This window comes from Micavibrio aeruginosavorus EPB (assembly GCF_000348745.1).
Classification (GTDB): Bacteria; Pseudomonadota; Alphaproteobacteria; order Micavibrionales; family Micavibrionaceae; genus Micavibrio; species Micavibrio aeruginosavorus_A.
In genome coordinates, this window is record NC_020812.1 from 122,617 (window position 1) to 135,308 (window position 12,692).

At 58.8% G+C, this 12,692-nt stretch carries 9 protein-coding genes; 2 read left to right on the forward strand and 7 right to left on the reverse strand.

Annotated features, from left to right (window positions below; genetic code table 11):
- Positions 1–71 precede the first annotated feature (71 nt).
- From trxA to tsaE, 5 genes are all read right to left on the reverse strand, one after another.
- The gene (trxA, locus tag A11S_RS00555) at positions 72–389 is read right to left on the reverse strand and encodes a thioredoxin (RefSeq protein WP_015466519.1); all 318 of its coding nucleotides are present in this window, start codon (positions 387–389) and stop codon (positions 72–74) included.
- A gap of 123 nt (positions 390–512) precedes the next feature.
- On the reverse strand, positions 513–4,025 hold the full coding sequence (gene addA / locus A11S_RS00560) for a double-strand break repair helicase AddA (RefSeq protein ID WP_015466520.1): 3,513 nt from the start codon (positions 4,023–4,025) through the stop codon (positions 513–515).
- Positions 4,022–7,126: a double-strand break repair protein AddB gene (gene addB, locus A11S_RS00565; protein WP_041802303.1), complete on the reverse strand. Its 3,105-nt coding sequence runs from the start codon at positions 7,124–7,126 to the stop codon at positions 4,022–4,024. Before addB ends, addA begins: the two co-directional genes overlap by 4 nt.
- Positions 7,127–7,131: 5 nt before the next feature.
- Positions 7,132–7,902, reverse strand: a complete 771-nt coding sequence (locus tag A11S_RS00570; RefSeq protein ID WP_015466522.1) for a nucleotidyltransferase family protein — start codon at positions 7,900–7,902, stop codon at positions 7,132–7,134.
- Positions 7,903–7,904: 2 nt separating this feature from the next.
- Positions 7,905–8,393, reverse strand: coding sequence for a tRNA (adenosine(37)-N6)-threonylcarbamoyltransferase complex ATPase subunit type 1 TsaE (gene tsaE, locus A11S_RS00575; RefSeq protein WP_015466523.1), 489 nt, complete (start codon positions 8,391–8,393; stop codon positions 7,905–7,907).
- A 117-nt stretch (positions 8,394–8,510) separates the two neighbouring features.
- On the opposite strand from tsaE, the gene A11S_RS00580 reads away from it, so the two are divergent.
- Positions 8,511–9,545 carry an NAD(P)/FAD-dependent oxidoreductase gene (locus tag A11S_RS00580; RefSeq protein WP_015466524.1) on the forward strand — a complete coding sequence of 345 codons (1,035 nt, stop codon included), beginning with the start codon at positions 8,511–8,513 and terminating at the stop codon, positions 9,543–9,545.
- On the opposite strand, the gene A11S_RS00585 is transcribed toward A11S_RS00580, so the two are convergent.
- Positions 9,542–9,829: a GNAT family N-acetyltransferase gene (locus A11S_RS00585; RefSeq protein ID WP_015466525.1), complete on the reverse strand. Its 288-nt coding sequence runs from the start codon at positions 9,827–9,829 to the stop codon at positions 9,542–9,544. The two genes, A11S_RS00580 and A11S_RS00585, sit on opposite strands and share 4 nt — an antisense overlap.
- A 126-nt stretch (positions 9,830–9,955) precedes the next feature.
- Here A11S_RS00585 and A11S_RS00590 point away from each other — a divergent pair, with 126 nt between their 5' ends.
- Positions 9,956–10,342, forward strand: a complete 387-nt coding sequence (locus A11S_RS00590) for a hypothetical protein (RefSeq protein WP_235067841.1) — start codon at positions 9,956–9,958, stop codon at positions 10,340–10,342.
- 9 nt (positions 10,343–10,351) lie between these two features.
- On the opposite strand, the gene A11S_RS00595 is transcribed toward A11S_RS00590, so the two are convergent.
- Positions 10,352–12,691: a sensor histidine kinase gene (locus A11S_RS00595; RefSeq protein WP_015466527.1), complete on the reverse strand. Its 2,340-nt coding sequence runs from the start codon at positions 12,689–12,691 to the stop codon at positions 10,352–10,354.
- Position 12,692: the final 1 nt, after the last annotated feature.

Sequence of the window (12,692 nt, forward strand, 5' to 3'; positions counted from 1 at the left end):
CTTGGTCGATAAGAAGATCCCGGCTTTCGCCGGGATGACTTCAAATTTCAAATTTGAACGCGGGCGCGATCTTAGACGACCGACGCGACCCATTCGTTCAATTGCGTTTTGGACATGGATCCAACGCGCGTATCAACAACTTGGCCGCCCTTGAACACCATAAAGGTCGGGATGCCGCGCACGCCGTATTTCGTCGGGGCGTTCGGGCTTTCGTCGATGTTGATCTTTACGACCTTCACCTTCTCACCCATTTCATTGGCCAGTTCGTCAACCAGCGGACCCATCGCCTTGCACGGGCCACACCATTCGGCCCAGAAATCGACAACGACGGGACCGTCGGCGTTCAGGACTTCGCTTTCAAAATTCTGGTCTGATACTTTATGGGTCATGGCCCGGTTCCTCTCTTCGGATGAATGAATTCTGTACCTTTTAATATGGTCGCTTGGGGCGCGGGGTCAAGGGTTGGGCGGCGACGGAAAGCGGTTCCGTCCACATTGGTCGCGCTCTTTAGGTTATTGATTTTCCAGAATCTCCATTAACCGCATGCCATCGGTCCACAGCAGGGCCGTGCGAATCACCTGATTCGGGTAGATTTTGCGAATAATGGCGGCATAGGCCCGCATCTGTTTCCGGTACAGTGGCGCAACGTCCTTCTGGTCCTGCGGGGGCGGGCGGTTGGTTTTGTAATCGATGATCCATACGGCATCATCGGTGATGGCCAGACGGTCAATCTGCCCGCTGATCAATTGTCCATCGACATAACCGGTCACGGGCACCTCGGCCATCGTGCCGGGCGCGAACAACGGCGCAAATTGCGGGTCATCCAAAATCGCCATGACTTCGGCCACGATGCCGTCGCGCACCGTTTGGGGTAAATCCTGTTTCGCCACATGTTGGCGCGCGGCGTCCATGCGCGCATTTATCGGCATGTCGGGTAAAATTTGCAACAAACGGTGTGTGACAATGCCGCGGCGGAACCGGTATGGGTCATCGCTTTGCAACGGGGACCGCGCGGCGGGTTCGGCGTCATCGGGGCGCGATGGCATCAATGTCGTTGGTGCGCCGGGTTCTGCGGGCGCGGCGCGGTCAACCCAATCCGGTGCAACCGGGTCGACTGCATTGGTGTATGTGTATCCCGTGTTGGGTTTTTCATCCACGGGCCGGGTTTGCGGGTTGGATATGCGCCGGATGGGGTCGTCGAACCCGGTCCGCTCAATCGTTTCAACATCATCCATGCGGTCAAACGCATCGGCCATCAACTGGTACCAGCTATCCTCCAGCCGGGCGCGCTTCTTCTTCGCCGCGGCAATAATCAACTGGTCTTCCGCCCGGGTCATGGCAACGTACAGCAAACGGCGTTCTTCCTCGGCGTCGCTTGCATCAATCCGGGCTTGCGCGGCGGTGTAGGGGCGGGGTGCTTCCGCCTTGCGCGTGGTCCATAATGGCGCGGGCAGGCCCGTCTTGCGCGGCCACAATACGGGCACATCTTTCTTCCCGCCGCCGCCCTTGATCGTATCGGGCAGGATGACCACAGGGGCCTGCAATCCCTTGGATGCATGTACGGTCATAATGCGCACCTGATCCCCGGCTTCATCCATTTCACGTTTCAATTGTGTGGTGGTGCGGTCTTGTACCTGCACGAAATCCTGCAATGACGGGACGTGTGTGCGTTCGAATGACAGTGTGTTGTTGATAAATTCTTGCAGTGGGTCCAGCGCTTCATGCCCCAACCGCGCAATCAATGCGTGGTGGCCGCTTTTCGCATCGGCGGGGCAGGATGTTTGCAACAGCCGTGTGAAAAATTCATAGGGGCGCAGCAAGCTGCCATCGCGCAAACGATCATTCAGCCATGCGATCACCGGATCATCGCCTGCGCGGGCGCGCAAGGCGGACCATAATGTCTGGGACCCGCGGTTCCATGCAATATGTTCCAGCCGTTCATCATCCCATCCACAAAACGGGGATTTCAGGATACAGGCCAGCGATAAATCATCCTCCGGCAACAACGCAAACCGCGCCACCGCCATCATATCCTGTACCACCAGCTGGTCGTTCAGGACCATGCGGTCCACACCGCTGACGGGCACGTTGCGGGTTTTCAATTCGCGCACCAGTTTCGGCACGAAATCATTCCGGTTGCGGACCAGCACCAGAATATCCCCGGCGCGCATGGCGCGGCCTTTGGATTCCAGCATCGTTGTGCCGATGGATGATGCAATATGGTCCGCCACGCGGATTGCCAGCTGCGTGCGCGCATCAACCGATGATGTACGTTCCAGCGGCAACACCCAATCGTCTTTGCCTTTATCTTTTTCCGGCTCATTCAGGATGGGCCAAATTTCAACCGATCCCGCCTGACCAATCCGGTGGGCGGTATGGGTGATGATATCATCGGCCACGCCCTGTAACACGGGGGGCGGGGCAAATGTTTCGTCGGTGGCGCGCAAAACCGATGTCGTGGACCGGAACGATACGTTCAATCCCACATCCCGCCACCATGATGCATTCATGGCGCGCACACGCGCGGCGAAATTTTTCCGCATGGTTTGGAACCCGTCGCGGTCGGCGCGCTGGAACCCATAAATGGATTGTTTTTCATCACCAACGAAAAACAATGTGCGGGCCAGATTTTCGGAATCATCGCGCCCGCGACCCGACAGGAAATCATCGCTCAACGCGCGAATAATCGCCCATTGTTCGGGGTTTGTATCCTGCGCCTCGTCAACCAAAATATGGTCCAACCCCTGATCCAGCTTGAACATCACCCATGGCGCGATGGTGTCGGCATCCATGCCCATGGTCTGCCCCTGTAACAGAGCCAGCGTGCGCAAAATCTGGTCATCGAAATCCAGTGCGGAATGACGCGCTTTTATCGCTGCATAATCGCGCAGCACAGCCCCGCCAAAGGACAGCAAATCACTGGTCGCGCGGGCGGATGCGATGGCGCGCAATGTTTCATGCAACGCGATCAGCCGCTCGGCCTCGGCAATCAATGTCGGTTCACAGGCTGGGTCGGCATCCTTCGCGCCCTTGGTGGCGATGCGGGCCAGAATGGTTCCGGCCTTGGTCAGGAAAATGCCGGCGTAATCATCAAATTTATCCGCCCGGGATTGCGCCGGGGATTCCAGCCAGTCCTGTAACGCGCCTGCACGATCGACGTCGGTTTTTGTTCCCTGATTCAGGGCACGGCACGCCGCCCATAAATCGTTTTTGGCAAAGGATGAATCGGCGCAGGCGTTTGCAATCAATTGATCGGCATCCAATGCCGGATCAATGTCCAGAATGTCACACACGGCCCGGTGTAATGTGGTGGCATCCGGATAATCGCGCATTGTTTGTTCCAGCGCGCCGCGTTCGGACAGCAGGGCGCTGAGCTGCGCATCCATTTGTTCTTCATTCAAGATGCGGGTCAGACGGCGAACGATGTGATGCAAATCACCATGCATGTCATCGCGTGCGGTTTTTAAAACCTGATCCCGCGCCAATGCGGTGAATCGTTTGGCTTCATCATCTTCCAGCGTTTTGAAATCGGGGGACAAGCCCGCTTCCAGCGGGAAGCGCCCCAGAATGCTTTTGCAAAACGCGTGAATGGTGGTGATGTTCAATCCACCGGGCGCATCAACCACGCGGGCGAATAATTGCCGGGCGGTGATCATCTGGTCGGTATCCGGGTTCTGGCCGATCAGATCGCGCAATGTGGCGCGTAATTTATCATCATCCATCACCGCCCATTCGCCCAACCGTTTGGACAGGCGCAGGCGCATTTCACTGGCTGCCGCTTTGGTGAAGGTCAGGCAGAGAATGCGGTGCGGGGCGCACGCGCTGGCCGCTCCCTGTCCGGGGCGGGGCAGCAGAATGCGTAACACGCGATCGGTCAGAACCTTGGTTTTGCCCGATCCGGCGGATGCCCCCACCCATACATGGGCGGCGGGGTCGGATGCCTGCGCCTGCAATGATGCGGCATGGGCGCTGGCGGCCTGGGGTGATTGATCCTGTTTTTCGATGGCTGAGGATTTTGGGTTCATGCCGCATCCTCCGCTTCATCATCGGCGTCGCTCAACACCACCCATTCCTGCACGCGGGCCAGTTGATCGTAATCACGATATTTCGGTGCGTTCGCCGGATTTGGCAGGCTGTAATACGGTGTGGCCGGATTTTGGAACGCGGTCACCAGATCGCGCAATCCGTTATAGGCATAGGTGGCCAGATGCACGGCATCGCCATCTTCCACGATCAGAACGGTCGGATTTTTCCGCCCCGATCCATCCCATGCGGTGAAGGCGCGCAGGCCGTCGACGGCTGGTTTGGGGCCACTATCATTAAACCCGCCATGCAAAATCATGGCCCCTTCCAATGGCAATTGCGGGGCCAATCCGGCTTCAATCGCTTTCTTGCTGGGCAATGTTCCGGTTTTGTAATCAATCACGGTGGCGCGGCCATCGATCACGCTGCGGTCAATGCGGTCCGCCTTGGCGGTCAGGGTGAAAACGTGACCATTCTCCAACGTGATGGGTAATGTGCCTGTGGCTTCCAATGCCCATGGTTTGGAATGGGCGCGTTGCGCGGTTTCCAATGTGACGAAATGGTCAATCGCTGCTTCCATGCGCGGCCACCAGAATCCCCACAAGCGCGGGTCGTCCATGTGGTCCTTCATCTGATCATGGGCCAGCGTGATCAATCGGCTTTGTGCGTCATCCGGCCATTCATGCATGTGGTCGGATACGAAATGTTCGAACACTTCGTGGATCAAGGTACCCCGGCTGGCGGCATCTTCGGGTTTGTCCAGCATGTCCAGCTTACGCAGACGCAAAATCCGCTTGGCGTACAACGCATACGGATCGCGCATCCATGTTTCGATATCGGTGACGGGCAACGTCATTGGGCGGCGATCGACGGCGGGGGTCGGTGCGGGCCGTGTGGCGGCGGGAACGCGCGCACCATCGTCGCTGAACATCCGCGCGCGGTGCAGGGCCGGGTGATCGTGTAAATGTTCGGGTGGAATGTCGAGCGCCTGCAACACTGTGTCCAACCGTTGCAACCAGCGTGACGGAACGGTTGGCGTGCCATCCACCCGCTTGCTGCGGCTTAAATACACCGTGGGGGCGCAGAAGCCGCAGGCAAAATCATGCGCGGCAAACCCGACCATCTGGTCCGTGGGGGGCAGGCCGAATTGTTTGCGCATCGGGCGCGACATCCATGGGTCATGGCCGGGATCGGGCGGCCATGTGCCGTCATTCAATCCGGCCAGAATAACGCAATCGGCCTGGCTCATCCGGGCTTCGATCTGCCCCAGGATGGACAGACGCGGGTGCGTGCCATAGGCGGGGCGGATATTCACCCCCTCCATCATGCCGCTGATGATCGACAGATAATCGTCCAAACGCATCGGTGGCATGGCGTTTGTATCGCCGGCAAAGGCCTGCGCCAATTCGCCGTGCAGCTCGGCCAGAACCGTTGCTGCCGCTTCACCATCTTCGCCGGTCCAGATCGTATCGGCGCGGCTTAAATGTTCGGCCACTTTGATGTGGGCGCTCAGCCAGTCGGGCAATGGGCGCAGTGTTGCGGCATCACCCTGCAATAAATCATCCAGTGGTGCAAAGCAGGTGCGTAAATGGTCAATCAGGGGGGCAACATCCGGCGGCGCCTCATGCCCACGTGCGATCTGTGCGTCGCGTTTGGCGGTGATGTGGGCGGTCAATCCATCCCATCCGTGCGCCGGGGCGGGGCCGCGTAGATAATGACGGTCCAGTGCGCGGACCATGCCGCGCCCGTCCGCCGTATCATTGTCATCCCACCGCACCAGCGAATGTTTCACGGCGGCCAGCAACGCGGCGGGGGCGTATTGTTCAATCGCCGCGCGCGCAATCAGGCGCAGGAAAATCCCCACGCGCGTGGTGCTAAGCGGTTGGCCGCCGGAATCATCCATAACGATGCCCCAGCGATTCATGATCAAACTGACCCGCCGCGCCAGCATCCGGTCCGGCGTAACCAGCGATGCCGTGCGCCCCGGTGTTTCCAATGTTTCGCGCAAGATCAGGGCGATGGCCTCGGCCTCTTCCTGCGGGTTTTCCGCGTCGATCCGGCGTACGCGGCCCAACGTGTCACGCACATGGGTGCGGGTCTCGGCATCCGGGTCCAATGTCGTCCACGCATCGGCGGTGGCGGCCGGGCGCATCATTTCACGGGCCAGCCATTGGCGCGCGCTTAATTGTTTCTGCGCAATTGCGGGGTTGGTATCGGTCTGGGCGGGCGGTGTATGCGGCCACACTGTGACATCATGACGATGCAGATTGTCATCCATCCCGTGCAGTAATTTTTTCAATGCCTGCTGCGAATGGGAATCATCCAGCGCGGCCCAGCTGTCATCATCCATGTCGCGGTCCAGCGCGGGCAGGATCACCGACCCGTTCGGCAACCCGGCAATCACGCGCAGAAGCCGCGCCGTGGCGGGAATGGATCCGGTCGATCCGGCGGCGATAATTCGCTGGGTGGGGCGTGTCGCATCCCAATGATTGGCCAACGCGTGGGTTAATCGCCCGCTACGATCCGCCGCATCAATCATGCCGTGCGCATCCAATAACGCGGGCCACAATTTCATGATGATGGACAGGAAATCCAGCGTCACACGCCAATGATCGGCAAATTCATCCGGGACCAATGTGGGCAGGGCGTCCAGCGTGACTCCCTCCATATAACATTGGTCGATCAAACGACCCAGCGTGCCGGCCAGGGCAAAGGCTTGATCTGGGCTGTGCACCCGTGTCTTCCATTCCATGATCATGCGCGCCAATAAAATCTGGCGGCGGATTTTCGGCATGGCCGGGGGCAGGGTCAGGGCGGCGTGATTGCTGGATGATGCAATGGATTCAAGGCTCAGCGAATCCTCATCCACTTCACCCAATGCACTTAAGCGCGGCAACAAAATCGGTGCGCCCTTGGACAGGCGCAGGAACGCATTCTGCATCGTCCGCGTTGCGCGGCGTGTGGGCAGCAACAGGTGAATGGATGACAATCCTTTCGGATCGTCTTTGGTTTCACCCAACAACCCATGCGCCAGCGCATCGGCAAAGGCCACCCCCGCCGGAATGGTGAACAGGGTCAGCTTCTTGTGATCCGCTGCCCCCATACGCATTACGCCGTGGGTTTTACGGGCGGATAGGTTGGGTTGGACGGGGAAATAATGCCGCCCGTTGCCGCCAGATGCTGTTCCACATTGGCCAGATCGGCGGGCGTGCTGATGTGGTGCCACGCCCCGTCATGTTCCAACCCGAACAGGCGGCCATTGGCCTGCGCCTGATCCATCAATTGCAGGAAGGAAAACGGCCCGTCCGGCGCATTGGCGAATAAACGCGGATGCACGATGCGCACGCTGGTCCACATATGGGTTCCGGTTTGTGTGGGGCTGCGCACAATCTGGCCGTTGGGCAGGAAATCATAATCGCCCACGCCACCCGTCAGCGTCATGGCCGAAACAGGTTGCAACAGCATCAACAGATCCATTTTGGAATCGTCCCACGCACTGGCCATGCGGGTCAGGGCATCGCCGCTGACACCGTCTTCCCACAACGTGTCGCCGGAAAAGGCAAAGAACGGTTGGTTGCCCATGGTGTACAGGGCCTTCTTCATACCGCCGCCGGTGTCCAGCAATGTTTGTTCGAATGAAAACGTCAAACGCGGCGCATGACGTTGGCCCAGATGTTGTTCCAACTGCGTGGCGCGGTAATGCAGATTGACGGTAACGTCATGAACGCCATACGCGACCAGACAATCCAGCGTATGGTCAATCATCGCCTTGCCCGCGACGGGAACCATCGGTTTGGGCATCGTGTCCGTATGCGGACGCAGACGTTTTCCCATTCCGGCGGCCAGAATAAAGGCGCGGTCGATGTGTGGTGTACTCATGATTAAGCGGTTCCTTCGTTCAGCGGAATATCGGGGATGGTGATAATGCGTATATCGGGGCGGTGCGGGTCGGCAGTGAAGTGCAATGTCCATCCTTGCGGCGGCACCATGGTCTCCAGCATCGGGCCCAGATTGCCGGGCCATTCGACGATGGTGATGGCGCTGCTCAACGCTTCTTCCCAGCCCAGTTCCCACACCTCGTCCGGTGTTTTGATGCGGTATAAATCAAAATGCCACACGGGTCCGCGCGGCGTGTCGTATGTCTGAACCAAAGTGAAGGTCGGGCTGGGCACTTCCAGTTTTTCATCCCCCGCCAGCGCGCGGATCAACGCGCGGGCAAAGGTGGTTTTTCCAGCCCCCAGATCACCTTCCAGCAACAACACCTGCCCCGGGCATAACCGCGCGGCGATGCCCTGCGCCAGCGCGATGGTGGCGTCTTCGCCCCGCGCTTCGTGGGTGGTGGTTGCGATGTGAAAATCATGGTCTGTCATGGCCTGCTATTTGTGCAGGAAATCACACAAAAACCAAGCCCTGTGCGGTGAAAAAGGGATTGTTTTCCATGACCGTTCCGGGCACGCTCATCCCTGTTCGCAAAGAGGTCACCCGTCATGAATGCATCCATTCCCGCCCCTGTTGTTGAAACCGATGTTGCCGTGATCGGCGCGGGGCCTGTCGGGCTATTTACCGTATTCCAATGCGGGATGCTCGGGCTGTCCTGTACGGTGATTGATGCGCTGCCGGATATCGGCGGCCAATGCACGGCGGTGTACCCGGAAAAACCCATCTATGACATTCCCGGCTTCCCGCGGGTGGAGGCGGCATCACTGATCGCCGCGCTGGAGGAACAGGCCGCACCGTTCGCGCCGTTGTACCTGCTGGGGCAACAGGTGGTCCGTGTGACCGGTACGGTGCAGACAGGCTTCGATCTGGAAACAGAAAAAGGCAATAAAATCAAAGCCAAGGCGATTATCATCGCCGCCGGGGCCGGGGCGTTCGGGCCGAACCGCCCGCCGCTTGCGGGCATTGAATCGTACGAAGGGACGTCCGTATTCTACATGGTTCGTCGCCGGGATGATTTTGCCGGAAAACGCATCGTCATTGCCGGTGGTGGTGACAGCGCGGTGGACTGGGCCTTGTCACTGGCCCCGCTGGCCGCGCGGGTGATGGTGGTGCATCGCCGCGACACTTTCCGCGCCGCGCCCGAATCCGTCATGCGGATGCAGGCGCTGGCCGATGCGGGTGAAATCGATCTGGTCGTGCCGTATCAGTTAAAAGCGCTGGACGGCGTCGGCGCGCATCTGCGTCATGTCACCGTGGCGACCATGGATGGTGCGGAAAAAGTGCTGGAAGCCGATGTGCTGTTGCCCTTCTTTGGGCTGGCGGCATCGTTGGGGCCGATTGCGGATTGGGGTCTGGCGGTGGATCGCCACCATATTCCGGTGGACCCATCAAATGCGGCCACATCGGTGCCGGGCATTTATGCGGTGGGGGATGTTGCGACCTATCCGCGGAAACTGAAACTGATCCTGACCGGTTTTGCCGAAGTGGCCCAGGCCGCGCACGCGATTTATCGCCAGATCAATCCGGGCAAAGATTTGCACATGGAATATTCCACGACGAAAGGTCTTCCGGGGATGGCCTAGGCCAGAACGTCATGCTGATCCGGATGGCGGTTCATCCATGATACGGCATAGGAACAGATGGGATAAATTTTCTGGCCGCGGTCGCGGGCCATGGTGGTGATGCCCTCCATCAACCGTCCGGCGGCGCCGGTGCCACGTAAGGGTGGCGGGGCTTCGACGTAATCAATGAATAACAAGGGCCCCTCAATACGATACGCGGCAAAGGCGGTGTGTCCGTCAATGTGCAGTTCGAACCGTTCTTTGTCTTTGTTATCAATGACTTGTTCTGTTTCGCCTGAGGCCATCACCGATCTCGCTTTCCTCAAATGACATAGGGTGCGCATAAATCTGCGCAAGGGCGCGGCGTGTTTTGTGCTATAGTTGAACTCATGAGGACGTTGATCGGATTACTCTTTTTGCTGTTCTGCAGCATGATAATCGCTCCGGCCGCCAGCGCACAGGATGCGCCGGTGATTGTGCCGATGGCCGACCCGGTCACGCCGCCCGCGCGGCCCGATGGGGCGCGATGCTTTACCATCAAAAATACCGCCCCGTACACAATCATGGGGTCGTTCCGCACCAATTTTTTTGAAGCTGTTGATGGAACGCAGGCGCGTTCGCAAACAAATTTCCGCATGGCCCCCGGCGCGTCCGAAGAATATTGCACCTATGGTCCGTTTTACAGCGGCGGGCGGCTGGAAGTTATCTTGCGCACAATCGTGCCCATTTTTTCCTGCTTCACAGTGGCCGCAGGGGAAATCACAATTCAGGGCAAGATGGAGCGGACAGGGTCCAAAACATGGATCGAATGCCGTTAGGGCCGTGTCTTACGCGGGCAAGGAAATCGTAACAATCGTGCCGTGATCGTGCGGGCTGTCCAATGTGATGGTGCCGCCATGCAGTTGTACGATGTTGCGCACAAGGGTCAGGCCCAACCCCGCCCCTTGCCGCGCGGCCATCGCCCCCTTCACAGTCCCGCGTTCAAACGGTTCCAGCACGCGGGCGCGGTCTTCGCTGGCGATGCCGGGCCCGGTGTCGGTGACGTGCAGGGCAATATGGCCGTCGTTTGTGCGTGTGGCGCCCACGGTAATGGTGCCGCCTTCCGGTGTGAAATTGATCGCGTTGCGGATCAGGTTTAGCAACACCTGTTTCATGCGCTGTTCATCGGCGTTGATGGTGCCAATATCATCCGGGCAATCCAACCGGACATTGATTTTTTCTTTCCGCGCCCATTCCGTCGTTAAATCAACCAGCCCGGCCAGCATGCGATGGACATCAACCGCGGCTGTCTGCAGCTGCATATAGCCCGCTTCGATGGTCGACAGATCCAGAATGTCATCAACCAGATTGACCAGACGTTTGCCCGCGTCCTGCAACCCGGTTGTGTATTCCTTCTGCCGTTCATTCAGGGGGCCGAAATATTCATGGCCCAAAATTTCGGCAAACCCGGTAATCGCGTTCAACGGTGTGCGCAGCTGGTATGACACGTTGGCGAGGAAGTCGAGCTTCAATCGTTCGGCCGCTTCCAAGGCTTCGTTGCGGTCGCGCAAGGCGGCTTCGACGCGGGCGCTGTCGGTCACGTCGATATGGGCGACCAGAACGCCACCATCGGGCAGGGGCACAGTGGAAAAATCAACCAATGTTTGATTGAGAAGCTGGAGCCGTCCTTCGCGCTGCGTGCGGTCCAGCCCCTGTGCGATCAATTCATCGCGTTGCTGCGCCCAAACCGTTTCATGGAACAGCGGTTTGAGCCGTTCAACGATCCGGCTGATATGCGGTTCGCCGTCCAGATCCTCGGGGTTCAGGTGCCACAGCCGGGCCCAGGCCGGGTTCCACAATTTCAATCGCCCGTCACCGCCGAACACGGCGACGCCTTCGGACAAATTGTCCAACGTTTCTTTCTGCACCGCGACCAGCGTGTTGTAACTGGATTCCAGTTCCAGCCGCCCGGTCACATCTTCGAAAATCATCATCAATCCGCCCATCGGGTGCGGAATCACCAATTGGCGCAAGGCCCGCCCGTCGGGCAGATACAGCATGTCTTCGTGTCCACCGATCAATCCGGTGAACATGTTCAGCCAGCTTTGCTTGAACTTGCGGAAATCGGCCTGTTCCGGCAGGCGGCGCGTTTCGCGCAATTTTTCCATGATGTCGCCCAGCTTCGGTTGCGTGTTCAACCAGCTGTCATCCAGTTGCCACAATTGCGCAAAGGCGGAATTGAAAAATTCAATCTTCTGGTCGGCGGCAAAAATGGCGATGGATGATCCCAGCTGTTCCAGCAATTCCTTGTTCGCGGCGGTGTTGCGGCGCTGGTGTGTTTCCAGTTCTTCTTCCCGGCTGCGGTCATGCGCGCTGCCCAATGTTAATCCCAATCCCGGCAACGGCGTTTCCGTGACATCCCACAACAGCCGGGTTCCGGCATGAATAATATGGGCCTGTGTGGTTTTGGGTTGGCCTGAATCTATGGCGGCCTGCGCCAATGGGCGGCCGGGTTGCAATGCGGTTGGTGGGCCTTTTTTCCGCGCGGTCTGCGGCAACTCGCGTTGCTCGGCAATCACGGTTGCCGGTGATGTGTCCAACACATTGGCATAGGCCCGGTTGCACCAGATCAAATCCGTTTGCGTGTTGCGCATCCATAATGGCACAGGGGCGTGGTCCAGCGCGGCCTGCAGGCGCAGTTGTTCCGATTCGGCAAATTGCTGGGCTTCGGTGATCCGGCGCTGTTCCTGGGCCTGGACGGTCGTGTCCTGAAGCCACAGAATGTTGAAGCGCATGTCGCCACCGCTATCCGCCCCTCTGGACCCGGACAGGGTCATGGTCCGGATGCGGTCGGCGGTGCGGACGGTGATGGAAAAGGGCTCTCCCTGTTCCTGCAACCGAAAGAACATGCCCTCCAGCGCGGCGGCATCGCTGGCCGACAGGCGGTTTTGAATGTCGTGAATGTTGCGGATCGAATCCAGCGCCAGCAGGCGGCAAAACCCCTCCGAATAGGCAATCGCCCCATCCGGGCCCCAGCCGCAATAATCCATGGGTACGGCAGATAAAAACGCCTCCATCCGCGCTTTTTCTGTGCGCAGCTCACCCCCGCCCATCAGGGCCGTGATAAAACGGGGTCCTTTGGCGGTTTTTTGCGGGTTTTTCTTACTGGAATCTGCGGTTTGGCTCATG